The organism is Georhizobium sp. MAB10 (assembly GCF_045012825.1).
Taxonomy (GTDB): domain Bacteria; phylum Pseudomonadota; class Alphaproteobacteria; order Rhizobiales; family Rhizobiaceae; genus Georhizobium; species Georhizobium profundi.
In genome coordinates, this window is the sequence record NZ_CP118314.1 from 725,988 (window position 1) to 746,174 (window position 20,187).

20 protein-coding genes and 2 pseudogenes are annotated in these 20,187 nt (G+C 58.8%); 8 read left to right on the plus strand and 14 right to left on the minus strand.

The genetic code is table 11. The annotated features are described in order from the left end of the window. Positions 1–236: 236 nt before the first annotated feature. Positions 237–1,295 carry a hypothetical protein gene (locus tag PU133_RS03325; RefSeq protein WP_404863478.1) on the minus strand — a complete coding sequence of 353 codons (1,059 nt, stop codon included), beginning with the start codon at positions 1,293–1,295 and terminating at the stop codon, positions 237–239. A 600-nt stretch (positions 1,296–1,895) separates the two neighbouring features. On the opposite strand from PU133_RS03325, the gene PU133_RS03330 reads away from it, so the two are divergent. Both PU133_RS03330 and PU133_RS03335 read left to right on the plus strand, forming a co-directional pair. Next, the gene (locus tag PU133_RS03330; protein ID WP_404863479.1) at positions 1,896–2,591 is read left to right on the plus strand and encodes a DUF899 family protein; all 696 of its coding nucleotides are present in this window, start codon (positions 1,896–1,898) and stop codon (positions 2,589–2,591) included. Positions 2,592–2,699: 108 nt separating this feature from the next. After that, positions 2,700–3,346 (plus strand): annotated as a pseudogene (locus PU133_RS03335) (glutathione S-transferase family protein). Positions 3,347–3,608: 262 nt separating this feature from the next. Here the strand turns inward: PU133_RS03335 and PU133_RS03340 are convergent. The 12 genes from PU133_RS03340 to PU133_RS03395 all read right to left on the minus strand — a co-directional run bounded on the left by PU133_RS03340 (position 3,609) and on the right by PU133_RS03395 (position 14,808). Further along, complete coding sequence (locus PU133_RS03340) at positions 3,609–4,043, minus strand: PACE efflux transporter (protein WP_404863480.1); 435 nt, start codon at positions 4,041–4,043, stop codon at positions 3,609–3,611. Positions 4,044–4,168: 125 nt separating this feature from the next. Then, positions 4,169–4,885 (minus strand): ABC transporter ATP-binding protein, encoded by a 717-nt coding sequence (locus tag PU133_RS03345; protein WP_404864429.1) that lies wholly within the window; start codon positions 4,883–4,885, stop codon positions 4,169–4,171. A gap of 17 nt (positions 4,886–4,902) precedes the next feature. Beyond that, the gene (locus tag PU133_RS03350; protein WP_404863481.1) at positions 4,903–5,625 is read right to left on the minus strand and encodes an ABC transporter ATP-binding protein; all 723 of its coding nucleotides are present in this window, start codon (positions 5,623–5,625) and stop codon (positions 4,903–4,905) included. After that, entirely contained in the window at positions 5,622–6,419 is a 798-nt protein-coding gene (locus PU133_RS03355; protein WP_404864430.1) for a branched-chain amino acid ABC transporter permease, read from the minus strand. The genes PU133_RS03350 and PU133_RS03355 overlap by 4 nt, the downstream gene beginning before the upstream one ends. 107 nt (positions 6,420–6,526) lie before the next feature. After that, positions 6,527–7,414, minus strand: a complete 888-nt coding sequence (locus PU133_RS03360) for a branched-chain amino acid ABC transporter permease (RefSeq protein WP_404863482.1) — start codon at positions 7,412–7,414, stop codon at positions 6,527–6,529. Between the two features lie 63 nt (positions 7,415–7,477). Beyond that, positions 7,478–8,674: an amino acid ABC transporter substrate-binding protein gene (locus PU133_RS03365; protein ID WP_404863483.1), complete on the minus strand. Its 1,197-nt coding sequence runs from the start codon at positions 8,672–8,674 to the stop codon at positions 7,478–7,480. Positions 8,675–8,714: 40 nt separating this feature from the next. After that, positions 8,715–9,551, minus strand: a complete 837-nt coding sequence (locus PU133_RS03370) for an alpha/beta hydrolase (RefSeq protein WP_404863484.1) — start codon at positions 9,549–9,551, stop codon at positions 8,715–8,717. Then, on the minus strand, positions 9,551–11,899 hold the full coding sequence (locus PU133_RS03375; protein WP_404863485.1) for a xanthine dehydrogenase family protein molybdopterin-binding subunit: 2,349 nt from the start codon (positions 11,897–11,899) through the stop codon (positions 9,551–9,553). The genes PU133_RS03370 and PU133_RS03375 overlap by 1 nt, the downstream gene beginning before the upstream one ends. Continuing rightward, positions 11,896–12,390, minus strand: coding sequence for a (2Fe-2S)-binding protein (locus tag PU133_RS03380; RefSeq protein WP_404863486.1), 495 nt, complete (start codon positions 12,388–12,390; stop codon positions 11,896–11,898). Before PU133_RS03380 ends, PU133_RS03375 begins: the two co-directional genes overlap by 4 nt. Then, entirely contained in the window at positions 12,390–13,244 is an 855-nt protein-coding gene (locus PU133_RS03385; protein ID WP_404863487.1) for an FAD binding domain-containing protein, read from the minus strand. Before PU133_RS03385 ends, PU133_RS03380 begins: the two co-directional genes overlap by 1 nt. Next, positions 13,241–13,699, minus strand: coding sequence for a CoxG family protein (locus tag PU133_RS03390; RefSeq protein ID WP_404863488.1), 459 nt, complete (start codon positions 13,697–13,699; stop codon positions 13,241–13,243). Before PU133_RS03390 ends, PU133_RS03385 begins: the two co-directional genes overlap by 4 nt. A 32-nt stretch (positions 13,700–13,731) precedes the next feature. Further along, the gene (locus PU133_RS03395) at positions 13,732–14,808 is read right to left on the minus strand and encodes a hypothetical protein (protein ID WP_404863489.1); all 1,077 of its coding nucleotides are present in this window, start codon (positions 14,806–14,808) and stop codon (positions 13,732–13,734) included. Between the two features lie 127 nt (positions 14,809–14,935). Between PU133_RS03395 and PU133_RS03400 the strand changes: the two genes are divergently transcribed. Then, positions 14,936–15,499 (plus strand): TetR/AcrR family transcriptional regulator, encoded by a 564-nt coding sequence (locus PU133_RS03400; RefSeq protein WP_404863490.1) that lies wholly within the window; start codon positions 14,936–14,938, stop codon positions 15,497–15,499. A 485-nt stretch (positions 15,500–15,984) separates the two neighbouring features. Here PU133_RS03400 and PU133_RS03405 read toward each other — a convergent pair whose 3' ends face one another. Next, a complete protein-coding gene (locus tag PU133_RS03405) occupies positions 15,985–16,833 on the minus strand; it encodes a MaoC family dehydratase N-terminal domain-containing protein (RefSeq protein WP_404863491.1) in 849 nt (282 codons plus the stop codon). 137 nt (positions 16,834–16,970) lie between these two features. Here PU133_RS03405 and PU133_RS03410 point away from each other — a divergent pair, with 137 nt between their 5' ends. From PU133_RS03410 to PU133_RS03430, 5 genes and pseudogenes are all read left to right on the plus strand, one after another. Beyond that, positions 16,971–17,192 carry a biotin/lipoyl-binding carrier protein gene (locus PU133_RS03410; RefSeq protein ID WP_404863492.1) on the plus strand — a complete coding sequence of 74 codons (222 nt, stop codon included), beginning with the start codon at positions 16,971–16,973 and terminating at the stop codon, positions 17,190–17,192. A gap of 8 nt (positions 17,193–17,200) precedes the next feature. Beyond that, a pseudogene (locus PU133_RS03415) lies at positions 17,201–17,515 on the plus strand (biotin carboxylase N-terminal domain-containing protein); the annotation flags it as partial. An 18-nt stretch (positions 17,516–17,533) separates the two neighbouring features. Then, positions 17,534–18,562, plus strand: a complete 1,029-nt coding sequence (locus PU133_RS03420; RefSeq protein WP_404864431.1) for an acetyl-CoA carboxylase biotin carboxylase subunit — start codon at positions 17,534–17,536, stop codon at positions 18,560–18,562. A gap of 38 nt (positions 18,563–18,600) precedes the next feature. Continuing rightward, a complete protein-coding gene (locus PU133_RS03425; RefSeq protein WP_404863493.1) occupies positions 18,601–19,173 on the plus strand; it encodes a biotin transporter BioY in 573 nt (190 codons plus the stop codon). Between the two features lie 129 nt (positions 19,174–19,302). Continuing rightward, on the plus strand, positions 19,303–20,172 hold the full coding sequence (locus PU133_RS03430) for a TrmB family transcriptional regulator (RefSeq protein WP_404863494.1): 870 nt from the start codon (positions 19,303–19,305) through the stop codon (positions 20,170–20,172). Positions 20,173–20,187: the final 15 nt, after the last annotated feature.

Sequence of the window (20,187 nt, forward strand, 5' to 3'; positions counted from 1 at the left end):
AGGAAATCATTTCCCCGCTCGCCTACGCCGGCTGAGGTCTACGACCGGAGCGGGGTGGAAAGGCGACTGTCCGCATTGGGCGAGCCCACACCAGAAAGCTGACGTATATTGCACATCGTGTGCACATCCATATGGGGCGAGAAATTGCAGTACCGCATCAACTGCCATTTCTGCTTTGCATCGGCTGACTTCGTCGGTCGGAGGGGGCCAGCTGTACGCGCCTGTGCTGACCAGGTTTAATCAGGATACCCATCGTCTATGTCCCATCCGTCGGGCGGTGTGGGACTAGGTAGCATTCGCCCCTCTTTCTCCATACGCCGAATGTTTTCGACCATCCACGCCGCCTTTGCACGGCCCATCCGCAAAGCCTCTTTGCTATAGATGTACAAGCTCAATTCGCCGGTCCATTGGCCATGGCTTTCAATGTCAAAATTGACCTCTAGGCGCAGACGTTCATCAACAAGCGTTGCGTCGAGTATCCGTACGCCGAGCACGTGCCTGACGCACACCAAGGGAGGGTAATCGCTGGTTTGCCCTCCGAGCCTGGCCGGAGCGGGAATGCAAGCGAGACGTACGAGTTCGCACTTCACAAGATGCTCGAGCCAGATGGAGCCGCGTAGCGCGCCATAAAGCTCGGAAAGGTAGCTTCCGCCCTCCATATTGGCAAACCAAGTCCCGGGCGGCTGCTCAAGGACGGACTCAAAGGTTTGTCTCCAATATTCCTCTCCGGAGATCATCCTGCCGGTACGCCTGTTCATTCCCTCAAGCTTGGACGCCGGCCGACGGCTGACATCGGGCAGCCATTGAAAAGTCATGCTCCACGCTGCGCCCTCCCGCGCGACATCTGGTGCTCCTTCAAGGAGTCCGCCGACGCCGAGTTCACTCAGTAGAACGTACTTGGACAGCGGCGGCTGCGCGTCGAAACGGCGGACGAAAGCGAACAGATCCTCTGCGGAACCCAGTAAGAAGAACGCCAAGTGCAGGACGATGCCGGAGGCATTGATGCGGACAACCTGCCCACCAGCGACAATATTCGGCCCGATGGCGATCAGCCCGACCTCGGTCTCGGCGCGCGTTCCCAAGCGGGCGAATTCGGTATGGTCACGCCGGATGCGCTTCAGGGTTTCGGCTGGAAAGCGTGCAGCATCACGATCAACGATCCCATCGCAACTGCGGCACAACCATATCCCGTTGTCGATACCTGATCGTTGTTCTGGCGTGAGCGAGGAATCGTATCGTCTCGCGCCCTGTCCAGGCGCTGCTGCAGTGATGTGGGACGCAATACCGACATTCATGACTGACGCAGGCGACTCGTCGCTTGGTCCAATCGTCGGCGTCTTGCACATCGAACAGCGATGACCTGCACGGCCAGCGAGAGCCTTCTTTGTTGCCTCAGAGAAGTCGTCTCGATTTGAACTCAAGATCTGGCCCCTGATTTGAGCTGCTGAGCTTAAGCGACACGGCCGTGCATCGCCATGAATGGGCGCATCAGCATTCACAAATTTGGTCCATACTCTACCTTCAACAACGGCAGTATCCCGATCGTCGCTCCACCGGAGCGGACGGTCCGCTCTTAGGATCGTTGATCTTCGTCGCGAAGGTCCGGAAGGGGGTCGGCTGCTGAACGGCGGCTTTTCGCTGGGCGATCCTCAAAACCGGACAGTCAGTTGTCGGCCCCCTTTCTGTCGGTAAATATACTAGCCAGTACGGCAGGGGACGCCGCGAAAGGCAATCTTACGGTCGCAGGCGGTTAGTCCGTTTCAAGCGGCGCTCCGCTGTAGCTACCATGGGTTTCTTCTCGGCGTGTTCCCAGGGAACCTCGGAATGGTTTGGTTCATTCTAGGCTGCAGTATCCTCACCGTCGGTCAGATGCTAGGAAATCTGGGATCCAAGTCATGACTATCGAGCTCAAGCCCGCCGCCGAACTTGCCGCGCTGGAGCCGGCGCACTGGCCGAACGAGAGCCGGGAGTACCGCGCCGCGCGCACGGCCCTCCTCGCTGAGGAGATCGAGCTCCGTCGTCATCTTTGGCGTGTTGCCGAGCAGCGCCGCGCACTGCCACCGGGCGGAAAGATCCCGCAGGATTACCGCTTCGACGGCGCCAAGGGCTCGGTTCGTCTCTCCGAACTTTTCGGTAGCCACGACACGCTGATCGTCTACTGCATGATGTACGGGCCGCAGCGGACCAACGGCTGCCCGATGTGCTCTGCACAGCTCGACGCCTGGGACGGGGAGGCTCGCCACATCGAGAAGCGCGCGGCATTGGTCGTGATTGCTCGTTCCCCGATCACTCGCATTCTCGACTATGCCAAGACGCGAAACTGGACGGGCTTGAAGTTCTACTCCGATCCTGCCGGCGACTTCTGGGCCGACTACAACGGCGAGCGCGACGCCGACAAACCCGGTTACCTTGTGTTCCGGCGCGAAAGTGACGGCACGATCCGCCTCTTCTACGCAGCAGAGGGCGGAGGCCAGATCGCCGATCCCGGCCAAGATCCCCACAACGCGCCCGACATGAACCCGCTCTGGGTGCTACTCGACACCATGCCTGAGGGCCGCGGCACCGACTGGTATCCACGGCTCGACGACTAGAGACCTTACGCAAGCTGTCTCCGCACGAGGCATCATCTCTCCAGCGGCCTCCAAGCGGCGCGAAGGTTCGAGCAAGATTGAACCGCTGGTGGTGTAAGGAGCGGCCCCATGCATCCTGTGATTACGGTATTCGCTGCATCCCCTGACGAGGGCCAGGGGCTCGCGCGCGATATGCCCGTGCGGTGGGCGATGGAGGAGGTCGGTCAACGATACGAGGTGATGCCCGTCACCTTTGCCGAGATGAAAGCCGAACCTCATCTCGCTCGGCAGCCGTTCGGGCAGATCCCCACCTTCGAGCAGGGCGAACTGGTTCTGATTGAGTCAGGAGCCATCGTCCTGCACATCGCTGAGGCCGGCAAGGGCTGCTACCTGACCGTGCCAGCGACCGAGCACGGGCGGTCGCCTGGATGTTCGCGGCCGTCGGTTCGATTGAGCCAGTCGTTGTCCAGCGCGAGAGCGCGATCTACCTCGAAGGGAACGAACCGTGGCACGAGGAGCGACTTATGATCGTTGAAGATCGCATTACGGGCCGCCTCGGCGAACTCGCACGCGCCCTTGGCGACGCCGATTGGCTTGTCGGCGACCTCTCGGCTGCTGACATCCTCATGGTGCAGGTCCTGCGCCGATTGGAAGGCTCTGGCCTCACTGAACGTCATTCAAACCTTGTCGCCTATGTCGAGCGAGGAAAGGCGAGACCTGCTTTCCAGCGCGCCTTTGCCGCACAGAAGGCCTTCTTCAAGCGAAACAACGACTGATCGGGAGGACTCGCCGTCCGCAAACCGTTCCGCACGGCACAGCCACCTCAAAACCGCGGTTCTGTGCCACCCCTACCGTTGAGAGGGCGGGACGCAGAACGACAGCTTATCGTTGAACGATCCCCAAAAGCGGTCCGTCAGCAGACGGCCCCATAACTGTCTTAGGAAATAATTTCCCGAGTGTGATCATCTGACCGTACCCCGACGACTGAAATGGTTAGGCAGCTGAAGATATCTCATTGTTCCTTGTCACAAATCACTATCAGATCTTAGCATCAGCCTTGCGCTTGATCGGCACAAGTCGATCGAAGATCCAAGTGAATACGAAGGTGAAAACGAGGAAGAACACTAAGAGAGCGACTTCCATCTTAAGTGCCTCGACGGGGCCCACCTGGTACCACCACATGAAGAGCGGAATGAGGATAGCGATCAGACCGCCCTCGAATCCGATTGTATGGGCGATACGCAACCCCAGAGCGCGGGTTTCGATCTGGCGGCCCTGCTCCCAGCGTTCGAAAAGCGTGTTGTAGACAAAGTTCCAGACAATGGCAGCGAGGGAACTGGCAGCCGCCACGGGAAACGAGCCGTGAGCTTCTCCACCACTGAGAGCCGTTAGCAATAGTGTCGCAAGAGAAATCGCAATCACCTCGAAGATGACGACGTAGGTTATCCGACGAGCGACCGGTGACAGGTTCATTCCTTTTAATCTGTTGGCAAGGGAAGGCCTGCGGCCTTCGACCACCGGCCGAGCCAAGTTCTAGTTAGATCGCATCGCTGCTAGAACTTTGATCAACCGATGAGGGGTTCCATTAGAAGCTTCCCCTATAGAGCAGCATTCAAGCCCAAATAGATCTGTCGTACTTCTTCAGATCCGAGAAGGGCCTCGCCAGTTCCCTCTAATGCGATGTGACCGTGATCGAGGACGTAGGCGTAGTCCGCGATCTCCGTCGCCTTATGCGCGTTCTGCTCAGCCAAGAGGATGGTAAACCCATCGCGTCGCAACTCATCGATCGTCTCGAAGATGCGCTTCACCATAATGGGCGCTAAGCCCAGCGTTGGCTCGTCCAATAGCAGAAGCTTCGGATTGCCCATTAAGCCTCGACCGACAGCAAGCATCTGCTGCTCGCCACCTGACATGGTACCCGCAAGTTGGCCCCTTCGTTCTCTCAAACGGGGAAAGCGTTGATAGACGCCCTCTATCCTCTGCATTGCTTCGCCGCGAGCTCGCTCGCTGATAGCTCCAAGCCGCAGATTGTGTTCCACGTTCATGGTAGGGAAAATCAGCCGGCCTTCCGGCACGAGGACAAGGCCTGCATCGACGCGGTCATGCGACGCTGCGGCAGTAATGTCCTGACCCTCGAGAAGGATTGTACCAGACTTGGCGTGTATGAGCCCGCTGAGAGCGCGCATAAGAGTGGACTTGCCCGCACCATTGCTTCCGAGCAGCGTCGTCACCGTGCCTTCGCGAACAGTCAGCGCGACATTGTTGAGCACAGTGATGAGACCATATCCGGCGCTAAGGCCAGTGACAGTTAAAATTGGTGCCTTCGTCTGGATCATCCGAAATAGACCTCAGACACTCGATCGCTGGACGCAATTTCAGCAGGGGTCCCGTAAGCAATCGTCTCGCCGTGATCCAGCACAAGGATTTGGTCTGACAGCTTCATCAGCGCGCCCATAACGTGCTCAATGATCACGAAGGACAAGTCGCGCTCGGCGCGTAGACGGGCAAGTGTATCGATCATACTGTCGACCTCCGGCGGCGTGAGACCTGCCATCACCTCGTCAAGCATCACAATGCGCGCACCGGTCGCCAATGCCCGGGCTATTTCGAGCCGCTTCTGGCCCGAGAGAGTGAGACCACCAGCAGCGAGTTTGCGTTGTGCGCCAAGGCCGACCGCTTCTATGGCCTCACCAGCAGCGATTTGAGCGGCGCGAGCGTTAGTATGTTTGCCAGCGCCATACAGCGCCGACACGGCAACATTCTCGTCGACGCTTAGGCCAGCGAATGGACGAACGATCTGAAATGTCCGGCTAATCCCGGCGCGGCAGACCCGGTCGGGGCTCAGACCATTTAGTAGCCGTCCCTCCAGAATAATTCTGCCGCCACTTGGCTTGAGATGCCCCGCCACTAGGCCGAATAGGGTTGTCTTGCCAGCGCCATTCGCCCCCATCAGTCCGAGAATGGCACCCCGGGGCAAATCGAACGAAACGTTCTTGAGAGCCTGCAGGCCCCCGAAGTTTTTCGACAAGCTCTCGACGCAAAAGAATGTCGTCACAATACCGGCCCCCGACGATCGAGCAGTCCAGCAAGGCCGCGAGGAATGAAGAGGATGAACAGGATCAGCATCAAGCCAAGGATGATCATGTAGAGCTGTGGAAGGCGTGACCAGAGCAATTCCGACAAGAGGACGAAACCTATGGCCCCAAAAATTGGTCCACGCGCATCGTCCGACCCACCGACGATCGCCATGGTGACGATGGAGAATGAGACAAGCGGATCGAACGCCTGGGAAGGTTCGAAATAGCTGGTACGTAAGACGACAAGGCCTCCGACGGCGCCGGGTATGGCGGCAGATGCGACGAAGGCAAAAAGCTTGAGACGGGTCACTGGGACACCAACGGTTTCGGCGGCAATTTCATCTTCACGAATGGCGATGAGCCCGCGTCCAAAACGCGAATGGCGAATGCGGTGGGCGCAAAGGGTAGCCAGGACGGCAAGCCCGAGCATCCACAGATAGAGGGTTTCCACCGGCGGCGCATCGAACACGAGACGGCTGAACTGGCCCAGCGAGGATTCGATACGCATCACTACATGCTTGATCAGTTCGGCGATTCCGAAGGTCAGGATGACAAAATAGGGTCCCTTAACACGCAGCACCGGCAGGCCGGCAAGCAGGGCAAATCCTGCCGCTGTCGCCGCCGAGACCAAGAGGGCAAGCGGCAATGGCAATACGCCGATCGTCAGCACAAGCGCATAGGATCCGAGACCAAAGAAGACCGCATGACCAAGGGATACATAACCGGTCGTGGCAGAGAGCATCGACCAGCTCTGTGTCAGAGCTATCCACATGGCAAGGTTGAAAGCCAGCCCGAGCGCGTAATGGCTGCCCGAGATCGGGACGGCGAGGGCTGCGGCAAGAAGCACGAGGCCCGCAAGAATAGTCGGCAGACCGGCCTTCACGAGCGCACCGCCTTGGTGAACAAGCCTTCAGGGCGCATCAGGAGAACGGCGACGAACAGGCCATAGATGAGGATCGATCGATAGCTCGCCGATGTGAAGGCGATACCATAGGTTTCGACAAAGCCGAGCGCGAATCCGGCGACTACGCCCGCGCCGATATTGCCAAGCCCACCAATGATGATGACAACAAAAGCAACAATGGTGAATGGGAAGCCCATAAAGGGGGTGATCTGTTCTGTCATCGACACAAGCACACCGGCCATTCCAGCAATGGCGAACCCGGCCGCGATGGTCATGGCCTGTACACGGTCCACGTTGACGCCGACGATACGCGCGGCTTCCTTGCGTTCGATAACTGCACGCAAGGCCCAGCCGAAAAGGTGAAGCCTCAAGAACAGCAGCATGCTCAAGCTGACGGCAGCCGCCACGCCTAGCAGGAGCAACCGGTTGCCAGTCGCCGTGACGTCCCCGAATGTATAGACGGTGTTCAGATACTGGTAGCCGCGCGACGACGATGTGAACGCAAGCGCTGCAACGTTCTGCAGGATTACCGACACGCCGTAGAACAGGATCAGCGAGTTCGCCTCGACGCGTTTGGCGAGCTCCGGCTTAGCCAACAATCGCTTGAAGAGACCCTGGTAGATGGCAAGCCCGAAAAGACCGCAGACCAGGGCTGCAATCAGCAGAGAAACGACCGGCGGCACAGCGAACGATGCAAGCATCCAAAAGGCCACGTAAGCGCCGATCATGACCAGATCGCCATGAGCGATGTTAAGTAGTCTCAGTGTGCCATAAACGAGGTTCAAACCGAGTGCGACCATCGCATAGAGCGCACCGGACACTAACGCTGCAAAGAGCAGTTGTCCCGAGAGCAGGGTTGCCAAGTTAAGACCTCCGATTCAACGCAAAGAGCCCTCCCCGCGTTGCTGCGGCGAGGGCAAGGCGGCCTACCAGCTAGACTTGGGCTGGAAGTCGGAGGTTGCGATCGATTCCGGCCACACCAATTCGAGGTCACCATCCTGAATTTGAAGGTAGGCCGTCGGCGTCATGGTGTTCTCGACACCCTCGAACTTGATTGGACCGTTGATGGTGTCGAATGTGGCGGTCGATATGTTTTCGCGCAGAGCTTCCTTATCGAGCCCGGCGGCTTCCACCGCCTGCTGCAGTATCTCCAACGACGTGTAGGACAAAGCACTGTCCAACGCGTCGGGAATGTCGCCGTACTTAGCGACATATGCGTCGTAGAACGGCCGCGCTCGCGGCCAGTCGTCCTGCTTAAAGGACCAGTGACCCAGCGTCACAATGTTGTTTGCGCCTTCTCCGAAGGCATCACGGTAGGCGCCGTAGGTCGGGCCGACGAGCGATAGTACGAAAGGCGAGGCAAGGCCGAGCTCGCGGGCCTGGGTGGTGAAGAGGAAGGAGTCGCTGGGGTAGCTGAGGGCAATGATGGCATCCGGAGCCAAAGTGCGCACCTGAGCCAGGACGGCTGTGAGGTCATTGATATCCGGCGGATAGGTTTCATCGAGCGCGACGGCAATGCCCTCGGCCTCCAGAGCCGGCAGCAGGAACGATCGGATCTCCTGCGAGAAAGGCAACTCGTTTGCGATCACGGCGGCGGTTTCGACGCCCTCGGCTTTCATGAACTTCGCCAGTTCCTCGCCCATGCGGTCGGGAATGGCCGAAGTGGGGAACCATATGTAGCCGGGCGCCACTTCTCGCAGTTGTACCGAGGCCGCTGAGTTGCCGACCATCGGGAATTTGTAGCGATTGAGAACCGGCGCAATCGCCAGATGAATCGGCGTGCCCCACGGTGCAGCGAGCAGGTCAACCTCGTCCTGCGTGATCAACGTTTCGTAGATTCGAACGGCATTGCCGGGATTGGATTGGTCGTCATAGGTGACGAACTCCACCGGTCGGCGCTCGCCATCGATCAGAAGTCCTCCCTCGGCGTTCACTTGTTCGCGCCAGAGTTCGTAGGCGTTCTCTTGCGACGGCGCGGCCTGCGCGAATAGGCCGGTGCGCGACATAGAGTAGCCGATACGTACCGGATCCCCATCTTGCGCAACGGCCGCAGAAAGTGAGGCCGAGATGGCGCATGTTGCGACGGCGCAGGCGAGTGCGCTCCTTCCGAATTTCTTGAGCATTGCCATTCCCCTTGAGTGACGGCTTTTCGCCGCTTGTTGATCAGTCTTGTAGTGCTTCGTCCATGAAACCGAGCGCGCGTGGGACCCACACCCCATCCACCTCGCCGGTAATCACACTCGCTGCAAAATGGTCGGCGCCATCGAAACACACCGCCTCGGCCCGTCCACCATTGTCCGCGAGCGTTTCCTCCATCTCGACTGCCTGTGACCGAAGATGGGGAAAATCATTCTCGCCGTACGCGATCAGGAAGGGCGGTAGGTCCGCAACATCCAGCACGGGGCTCGCAGCGCGCGTCACTGCGTCGTCATCGGGCCCGAGAAAGCGTGGCCGCACCGCGAGGCCCGAGCCTTCGCCGAACCGGAAGACGCCTGAAACGGGGAGGCACCCGCGCACCGGGTTGCGTGCCAGCCCGCGGGCCCGCCACCATCCGTCGCGCGTCGCCAGCAGCGCCGCATAATGTCCACCAGCGGAATGTCCGCCGACGAAAAGCTTGCTCCAGTCTCCGCCGAGATCGGGAAGAGCACTCTTTAGGCTACAAAGCCCATCTGCCAGGTCGTTCAGGCCGGTAGGGAATAGATGTCCTGGCGCCAGCCGGTAACCGAGCGATGCGAATGTCACGCCCGCAGCAGTGAATGCCGGCGCCATGAAATGCATCCATTCTTTGTAGCCGCTCGTCCAGCCGCCGCCATGGATAAAAGCGAGAACGCGACCGTCCGGGATTGGTGAGCGGAACACGGACAGCGTCTGATATGGGTTTTCGCCATATGCGATCTCAAGAGTGGGCTCGATGCCCTCCCCCTTCGCCAGGCAGTTCTCCCCGTAACGCTGGCCTGCGTCGGACAACGGTTCCTGGGAAGGATAGAGTTCGATGCGCATCAATTCGCACCCGCTTCGACTTCGGATGCGAGGAGCCCATTCAGGACGCGCTCGCTCGTCAGGGGCAGATGGCGATGCCGGAACCCTGTTGCTTGGTGGACGGCATTGGCTATGGATGCAGGCACGCAATTCAGGCCAATCTCGCCCGCCCCCTTGGCGCCAAATGGACCATTCGGCTCGGGCTCTTCGACGATGATCGCATAGATGTCGTTCGGCACATCTCGCGAGGTTGGGATCTTGTAGTCCATCATGGAAGGGTTCGCGAGGCGGCCCCCGTCCCAGACCATTTCCTCGTAAAGCGCGTAGCCCATGCCCTGCACGAACGCGCCCTCGAGCTGTACCTCCACAAGAAGCGGATTAATCGCTTGCCCGACATCGGCCGCTGTCCAAGCGCGCAACACTTTGACCTGTCCGCTCACCTCGTCGACCTCGATTTCGGTCAACAGTGCGCCAAACGAAAAAACACCGATGCGGGGGAACGGCAGACCAAGCGCAATCGCGCGCTTGGGATCGTGGGTCGGTTCGTCGAAGACCAACGTCTTGCTCCCCACGATGGGCCCACCCTTCGCCCAGTGCGCGCGTGCCGAGATCGCTGCGAAACTGAGGTCGGTGTTGGCACCGCGCGCGCCGATCCTGCCGCCATCACGCAGTTCGAGATCTGCGAGGTCGCAATCAAGAATTTCTGCAGCATGCGCCATTGCCTGTTTGACGACGCTGCCCGCGGCCGCGGCCACGGCGCGGCCGGTCGTGTAGGTAACGCGGCTCGCGGTCGTGCCCCAGTTGTACGGCGAACCGTCCGTATCGGGGCTGGCAACGGACACCATCGACAACGGCACGCGCAACGTTTCAGCGCAGATCTGCGCCAGTACGGTATCGGAGCCCTGACCTATATCGGTCGCCCCTGTGTTCAGGGCGATAGTACCATCCTCAAGCATGCGCACGATCGCGCCGGTGCCTAGGAGGCCGGAAATGTGGGCAGAAACGGCTAAGCCATAGCCCCGTTTCTTGCCGGGCGAAGCAGTCGATCTTACGCCGCCCTTATTCCACCCGCTTGCCTCTTCGATGGCTGATAGGCATTCCGCCAGACCGTTTGAAGCGATCTTCGGTCCCACGAACCAACTGTCGCCTTCCTGCAGCATGTTCTTGCGACGAATTTCGAAGGGATCCATTCCGATGTGTCGCGCGATTTCATCGATCTGCTGCTCGCCGGCGAAAGTCACCTGAGGGTTGCCGAAGCCACGATAGGCGCCGAAGCGCAGCTTGTTCGTGTAGATCAGCTGGCCTTCGCACTTCATGTTTGGAATGCGATATGGTCCGCCTGCCATCAACAAGCTGTAGCCGAGCACACCGGGGCTATCGTCCGCGAAGGCGCCGCAATCGAGCAAGACTTCGCATCGGCGAGCAACAAGCGTCCCGTCGCTCTTAGCTCCTGTCTTCATGCGGATGCGATAAGGGTGACGAGCGCGAACGACCTCGAAATCCTCTTCTCGTGACAGGATCATTTTGACTGGCCGTCCGCACTTGATCGCCAGTGCTACCGTGATCGGCTGTATATGGGCTTCCATCTTGTTGCCGAACCCGCCGCCTACACGCGGCGTCAGGCAACGCAATTTGGACATTGGCAGCCCCAGCGATTCAGACACGTTGGCCTGCACACGAAACACAGACTGGTTGGCAGACCACAAAGTAACGCGCCCGTTTGCATCGACTTCTGCCAGTGCACCACACGGTTCTAACGCAAGATGCGCCTGCGCTTGCGTCGTAAATTCACCCTCCACAACGACATCGCATTGCGCCCATGCAGCATCGACATCACCTTCTTCCAACACGGTTCTTGAACAGACATTGCCCGATGAGCCGGCGTTGAAGACCTTAAAGTAGCTGCCTAACTCCTCGTGCAGGATTGGAGCACCGTCTGCGATACCCTCTTCGGGCGACAGAACCGCTTGCAGTTCCTCGTACTCGATCTTGATAAGACGACAGGCGGCGCGCGCCTCTGCCTCGGTTTCGGCTGCGACAGCGGCGACGGGTTCTCCTACATAAAGCACCTTGCCTTTGGCGATGGCGTGTTCGTCCTTGATGAACGCTCCCATCCGTCCGTGACCAACATCGTCGCCGGTCAGGACGGCCACAACACCGGGAGCTGCCAAAGCATTGCTGACGTCGTAGCTCAAAATGCGAGCGTGGGCGTGCGGACTGCCCAAAAGAGCCGCATGGACCATCCCGGGCCTGAAGAGATCAGCGATATATTCGGCCTTGCCGAGGACCTTTTCGCGGTTCTCGATCTTTGGCAACGGTTGGCCGACAGCCAGTCCCGAAAAGGTTTTTGAGGGTTGCTGATGGTTCATGCGGCCGCCCTCCCACTCGCCGCCAGATCGACGGCAGCCGCGCGAACAGCATCAACGATCTTGCGGAAGCCGGTACACCGGCAGAGATTACCAGACAGCGCAGCCTGCACGTCCTCGATACTTGGCGTTGGATTTTCAACCAGGAGATCGCGCGCCGATATCAACATGCCCGCAGTACAGAAACCGCATTGCACGCCGCCGCTCTCGATCATCCGCTCTTGGAGCGCCTGCATGACCGGGTCTTCAGCGAAACCTTCCAGGGTCCGCACCTCTTTGCCGGTACAGTTTTCCGTCACCGATAGACAGGCACGCACTGGGAGATCATCGACTACCACCGTGCAGGATCCACAGACGCCTTGATTGCAGCCCCGCTTGCAGCTGAGAATGCCGAGATCATCCCGCAGCGTATGAAGAAGCGTCGCACCCGGTGCAGTGAGCACGTCGACGCCGCGACCGTTGATCGATAAACGGCAATGGGAGAGTTCGCTCATCACGCAGCCTCCATCTTCTTGATGAGTTCGGCACATCCGGATTTGACAAGCCGCGGAATGAGATTGAGCCGATAGGCAGCTGTTCCCCGCACATCGTCGATAGGATCCGCGAGCGCCACTAGCGCGTCCGCAAAAGCAGCGACCGCGGTCTTGTCATGCAGACAACCGCGTAGCACTTGTTCCGCATCACGATCGCGCAGCGGATAAGGCCCACATGCCCCGATCGCAACGCGGACAGTCTGGTGCGCGCCATCGTCGTCAAGAGCGATTGCACAGGAGCAGGTCGCATAGTCGCCGGTAACCCGAGCAACTTTGCGGTAGGATGAAGCGAGTTGACGAACGGCCGGGAGTTCAATCGCAACGATGAGCTCGCCTTGCTGCAAGACCGTCTCATACCAGTCGGTTACAAAGCCGGAGATATCGACACGGCGATCGCCGTCTGGCCCCGCTATGTGCAGCACGGCGTCGGATACCATAAGCGCAGGCAGATAATCCGCGGCAGGATCCGCATTTGCGACAGCGCCGCCGATCGTACCCATGTTGCGGACCGGACGGTTGGCAATCATAGATGCCGCCATTCGCACGACTGCGAGATCACCAGTAAGGAGGTCGCAGACTGCAGTATCGCGATGGCGCGTCATACCGCCAATGCGTATCCTCCCGTCGTCCAGCCTCGTAATTCCGGCAAGACCAGGTATACGATCAAGACTGACCAAAGCCGAAACATCGATGAGGCCCGCGTTACGCATCGCTACCAGCGTCGCGCCGCCGGACAAAGGACGAGCACCGTCATCGGCCGCCAGCATGGCCACGGCCTCGTCGATGGTGGTGGGCTTGAGGACCGTGATGGTCATGGTTGCGCCTCCGCCTCGACTTTGGCACGGAAAGCCTCGGCAAACTCGGCGCCGAGTGCATCGGCTTTCTTCTGCATGATGCCGAGACCATACTTTCCGAGGCGGCCTGTCATCGAGACTTCGGAAACATAATGGACGCCGGTGCGGCCATCGTCCATGTCACTTAGGGTGAGCACATTTTCGGAGGAGACGACTGAAGCCCGCGTTCCCTCCTCTCCGCGCGAGCGCGAATAGACCTTTTCGGGCTCATCCTCGCGCGTTACTTCCACGACGAGATTGAACCGTGCCTTTATCGGCCCGACGCGCACGCCAACGACGGCGCGATAAGACATTGGGTCGATCTGCTCAATGGCTTCACAACCGGGGATGCATTGACCCATCACGCCCGGGTTTCTGATCCTGTCCCACACAAGCGAGCGGGGCGCATCAACCGGAAAGTTTCCTTCAATTTTCATGTCCGTCCTCCCCTACGGCGCCCTTGATCGCTTTAACGGCGCACAGCCGGAACGATCATCTTCGGGTCGATTAAGCGGCCCTCCTCCACGACAACCGTTCCATCAAGTTCGATCGTGCAGTTTCGCATGGGCACATCGTAATGGCCGCGCGTCGTCCGTTTGCCGCCACCTTGGGAGTTAGGACCGGTGGAAAAGAGGAAATTGCCCGGGAAGCAGCGTGATGCTGCGCGGCTGCGCTCAGGCGCGTCCCCGTACAGAGCGATCGAATCCCAGCGGCATTGCGGGTTTAGGCCCCAGCCGAGATGCGACAAGGCATAGGGATCGCGGTCGTCGTCGGATTCCTGACCTGACTTCAACCATTCGCGCATCAGCGTCGCATCAAGCCCGCCTTCGATCGACGTCACATGGCCGTTTTCAATCGTCAGATGGATGGGGTCGACCACGTAGCGGCAATAGGGAAGAATAATGACGTCCCCGGGCTGTATGACGACCTTGCCCTGCGCGCTGCCTTCGTTTGGGAAGGTATGGATAAGACCAACGCCCCAATGATCAAAGCGACCCGGCTCGTCGGCCATGCCATACTGGCTCATGACGGGATATTCGCCACGGCTGTAAGTCAGGTCGGTGCCGGCCTTGCTCGTAACGCGGATATTGGTGCTATGTTCGTAAACACGGTGCGCGTGAAGAACTGCTTCCTTCAATCCGGGCGGCGACTGCAATTGCTCGAGATCGTCCGGCGCGTCGATAATCATCTGCACTCGGACCTTGTTGTCCATAACCTTGCGCAGCCATGCGGCGAAGAGCGGCACATGGAAGATCATGATCATGTCGCATTGCATCAGCGCTTCGAGCGTGCCTTTGCACTTGCCGATGGTGGGAACACCCACCTTTGTCCAACCGGGGATCATGTTGACGCACATCTCGTAGATGTCGAAGCCGAGCTCGTCGGCGGCTGCAAAAGCTGCCTGGATATACTCCCGTCGCGTGCCGAGGTCGGACACGATGGCTACAGTCTGGCCGGGCCCGACGTTGCAGAGCTCAAATTGTTTTTTGAAGAGCATCGCCAACTTGGCGGGATTAACCTCTTGGGTACGAACTGCAGCTTCCATCAACCCTCTCCTCCGTGCCGCTCTTAAGCGAACGTCATTCGTTAATAGAAAATCACATCGAGCCGCTTGTCAATAGCGAATACCATTCGCTATTTAGGGCCGTCATTGGAGGAATGTTGTGGCTAGGGTGAAGAACGAAGCGGTGCGAGAAGCTATCGTTGCAGCTGCGACGAAAGAGTTCACCGAGAACGGCTACGTCAACACGACCATCAATCAAATTGCCCGCTCGGCTGGCACGTCGCCATCCAATGTCTACGTCTATTTTGCATCCAAAGTGGAAATCGCTATTGCAGTTTATGAGCCTTGGTATCGCGATCGCATACACAAGCTCGGCATCAAGGTCGCTCGGTCCCGGTCACCAGAAAGGCGCGTCGAAATTCTAATAGACGGGTTGTTCCGCGACATCGCTAACCAAGGCTATACAGTCATATTGGTACAAGCTCTTGCCACGGCCGGCCCCTCCGACCAATACCGTCCGGATCTTTTGAAATGGACCGAAAAGCAAATCGCCCGGATGCTACGGGTCATAGATCCAGAGAGTGGTTGGACGGATGCCCAAGCTGATGCGCTTGCGCATATGCTTGTTCTCGTCTTCGACGGTTTGGCTGTGAGAAAGAACCTTAATCAACCAATCGAAGATAGCGAAGCAGGCTTAATCCTGCTCGCCCACATGTTGATCCGAAAAGGTTAAATCTCCTGCCTTGATATCTCCGCAGCCCCAGGGACGGCTGTTGGGTGAGTCGAAATTCCACGGCAGCATCTTGATCCCCGTTGCACAGACTGGACAATCCGTTTCCGGCTCCCGAATGCGCCTTGGGAAATCATTTCCCAAGTTCGAGTAGCTGACCGTACACCAACGACGGAACTGGGGTGGATTGCCGAAGGTCGGCTTACTCAATTTTTCGCCAGAACCGGACTGTCAGCAGTCGGCCCCAAATCCGCCTCGGGGAATCATTTCGTAACCTCGATTGTTTGAGCTGACGTCAATGACTAAGTTGGGTGACCTCCTGCGGGCTGCTTGTCGACTGGCTTTAGTAAATGCGGATTTGTAATCCATCAGGAGGTCGAACTCCGAAACTCGATCGGCCCCGACTTGCTTACACTGACAGCGCTCTTGCTCGCAGCAGGAAGAGCACCATCGAAGGTTGGCGGAGCGACCCGTAGGAGGTCATCCAATCATACCGCAGTGATCTTTGCAGAGGTTCTCATGTTGCCGGCGGCATCTCTCGCCCATAAGCGATAGGTCCCTTCCGACCCATCTGGAGCACCTTCAAGATAGATCGTCTCGTTGCAGAATATCGGCTGAACCCCGCGGAAGGAAAAGGATGCGATTCTCTGCTCTGGCTTCGCACGAAGAAAGGCCTCTAGCAGAAGCGTCGCGGTCAGCTGGCCCTGAACAATGATGTCGGCGTAGTGCTCTACATCCTGGGTGTACGAGCGATCGTAGTGGATGCGGTGCGCATTGAAGGTGATGGCCGAGTAGCGAAAGAGCATGGTTTCGTCAGGCGTGACCGCTTGACTCCAGGCAGCAATCGAAGGAGCCGGTGTGCTACGGGGAGAGGCTTCGGCCGAGCTTGGCTCATCGCGATAGACAAGCGTTTGTGTTTCTCGAAGGATCGCAGCTCCCGACTCGTCCACGTAATCGTTGTCAACTTTCAAGAACAGAAGTGTTCCGCTCGCTCCTTCCTTTGACGAGATATCGGCGATCCGTGCGGTCTTTTGGACTGTTTCACCGATCCGCAGGTTTCTCTTGAACGTGACGTCGCTTGCCGCCCACATGCGACGCGGCAGCGGTATCGGTGGGAGGAAGTCACCACGTTCGGGATGCCCATCGGTGGCGATGCGCGATTGGGGAACGGTCGGGCCGAAATACAGCCATTGTGCCAAATAGGGCGCCTCGTCACCCTCCGCGGGATGAGCGTCCATGTTCAAGAGCGCATAAAGCCCTTCGACTGGCCAAAGGTCCATCCGTTGCGCTGCTTGTTGCTCACGACCCAGCCAGCTTTTGAGCTTTTCGATATCCATGTCCGCATGTCCTCTATTCCAAATGCACAAAAACGCCACGCCAATTTCGGAGTTGCTATTGCAACTACTAATGACGGAAGCTAGGTTGAGGGTCAACAGGCCCGTGGCGTCTGGCAAGCAGAGGGAGGAAGTCGAAGGTGGCTTTGATCGAAGTGAAGACCGAGATTACCGGCAACGTGTGGAAGATACTCGTGGAAGCCGGTCAGTCTGTCGCGGAGGATGACCCAATCATGATCCTGGAATCCATGAAGATGGAAATTCCGGTATCGGCACCCGAGGACGGTGTCGTCACCGAAATTCAGGTCGATGAAGGCACTACAGTGACCGAGGGCACAGTCGTTGCCCTCATGAAGGCGTGAGGCCCGCCATGAAGAAGATACTTGTCGCAAATCGCGGAGAGATCGCGCGTCGCGTATTTCGCACTGCAAGCCGTCTCGGCATTGCAACGGTCGCTGTCTATTCCGACGCCGATGCCAATGCCGCTCATGTGGAAGATGCGGACCAGGCGGTGCATATCGGGCCATCGTCGGCGCGCGAGAGTTATCTGGATGCGGGACGGATTTTGGCTGCGGCATCGCAAACCGGTGCGGACGCGATCCATCCCGGCTACGGCTTCCTTTCGGAGAACGCCGATTTTGCCGAGAGCGTCGAGAATGCAGGCCTGATCTGGCTCGGTCCGGATCCCCGGTCGATTCGGCAGATGGGTGACAAGCAGCGCGCCCGGGAACTCGCGGAATCGGCCAACGTTCCCATCGTCCCCGGCAGCGCGCGCTTCACGTTCAACGCATTGGATGGCTTGGAAAAAGCCGGAGAAGCAGTGGGGTTTCCTCTGCTCGTGAAGGCGTCTGCAGGCGGCGGCGGTATCGGCATGCGCCGGGTAGACGATCCTGCAAAGCTTCTGGAAACGGTCGCCGCAACACAATCAATGGCTCAGAAGGCCTTTGGCGACGGTACGGTCTTTCTGGAACGGTTCGTACCCAAGGCGCGCCATGTGGAAGTGCAGGTCTTTGGTTTCGGGGACGGGACGGCCGTGCATCTCTTCGAACGCGATTGCTCTTTGCAACGGCGCTATCAAAAGGTGATAGAAGAGAGCCCGGCGCCCGGACTTCCTGCGTCGGTGCGCGAAGCAATGACCAAGGCAGCCGTCAGCCTTTGCGCTCATACCGCTTATCGCGGTGCCGGTACGGTGGAATTCATCGTCGACGCAGAAAGCTTTGCGTTCTTCTTCCTCGAAATGAACACCCGGATCCAAGTCGAGCACCCGGTAACTGAGATGGTGACGGGCGTCGACCTCGTGGAGATGCAGATTCGTCATGCGTCCGGGGACCTGAAGGGTATGAAGCAGGATGCGATTGCATCTCGCGGTCACGCGATCGAGTGCCGGATTTACGCCGAGAACCCGCAGAAGATGTTCATGCCCTCGCCCGGCACGCTCGCCCGCTTTGTTCTGCCCACCGAAATGGCAAATGTCAGAATCGACGGTGGCTATCGCGAAGGTGACGTCGTCACGCCCTTCTACGACCCGATGCTCGCCAAGCTTATCGTCAGAGGCGTAAATCGGGACGAAGCCCGAAACCGGGCCGTGGAGGCACTTCGCGCGGTATTGATTGAGGGCCCGAAGACAAACAGGGACTTTCTGATCGCCTGCCTGGAGAATGACGGATTCGCCAAGGGCGACGTCTACACCAGCTTCATTGACGAAAGGCACGTTACGCTGATCGCCGCCTGATGGCAGACGAACAGCCTATCAACTGACGGGAGAAACACATGACGCATCCATCATCCACCACACTCGCGGAGGCGCTTTGGTCACCACCGCGTGCATCGAGCATCCCCCGCGCGGTCTTTCTGGCCCTTGCAGGCTCGGCTCTCATAGCGCTGAGCGCTCGGATACAGATCCCCATGTGGCCCGTGCCGGTCACGATGCAAACATTCGCGGTACTGTTGATTTCGCTGGCGTTTGGTTCGCGACTGGCGCTTGCAACGGTCGGTGTTCATCTCCTGCAAGGGGCTTTAGGCTTGCCGGTGTTTGCGGGCGGTGGTGGGCTCGCCTATCTCGCCGGTCCTACCGGCGGGTATCTGATATCGTATCTGGCGATTGCCTTCGTGGTTGGTCGGATGGGCGAAAGCGGCTGGAGCCGTACGGTCTGGGGCGTGACAGCCGCCATGCTAACCGGCAGCGCCATCATCTATCTGATGGGGGCGGGCTGGCTTTCGCTGTTCGTCGGCTTGGACAAGGCGGTAACGTTGGGCATCCTGCCCTTCCTTCTGGGCGACATGCTCAAGGCCGCGCTCGCGGCCGCGCTGTTGCCGGCAAGTTGGGCGCTTCTCCGCCCATGAACGTTGCACCTCTTGGCGATTGAGGGGCGTCGGGTATCCGGCGCCCCTGATCCATTCGGACCTTGTCGGTAGCGCGCAAAATTGGCAGAGGACCGGAGGATCGAACTCGAACCAAAAACGGAGCACCGCTTGAACGGCAAGAACCCAGCAAATGCGGTCTCGACCGATGTTTTGGCGGACCTGAAGCGATTGGGGTTCACTGAATACGAGGCACGGATCTACGTCCAGCTTCTTAGACAGAACCCCGCGACAGCCTACGAGGTGTCGAAGGCAACCGGTGTGCCGCGTCCCAATACTTACAACGCTCTGGAGAGTCTCAGCCAGCGCGGGGCAGTCCTGCCGATCAGCGAGTCACCGGCCCGATATATCGCTGCACCTCCGGACGAGTTGCTGGATGCCATTTCTCGTCAGACTTCCCAGTTGTGCGAAAATCTGACGACCAGACTCATATCGGTTGCAGCTCCAATTGAAGACCAGCATGTCTGGACACTAAACGGCGATGAAGCGGTCCATGACAAGATCGGAGCGCTGATCAAGGGAAGCCGGGAAATTCTCCTGATCAAAGCGGCCGATGACATCTTGCGGCGTCACAAGGACGCCTTGCGAGATGCGGGCGAGCGCGGGGTCGAGATGCTGATCGTATTGTTTGGTCTCGACGCAGACGAGTTTCGCTTCGGCCCAAAGGGGCGTGTCTTTATCCATGAGGCAAATGGCGTGCGAATGGGGAGCACAGACAATCTGTTCACGATCGCAGCGGATCACTCCGAAATGGTAACTGCGCGAGTCTACGACAGCGTCGTTGCAGTGCATACGCGTAACCAGCCAATCGTGAACATGGCGGAGTCCCTGATCCGCCACGATTACTACATGGCAGAGATATTCTTGCGGTTCGGCGACGAAATCGAACGCGCCTTCGGACCCTATTTGCGGGATCTCCGGCTTGCCTGCTTCACGCCGGAGCAGGCCGAGTCCTTCAAGAGAAAGACTGGCCTTTTCTGAGTTTGGCCGCTCGCT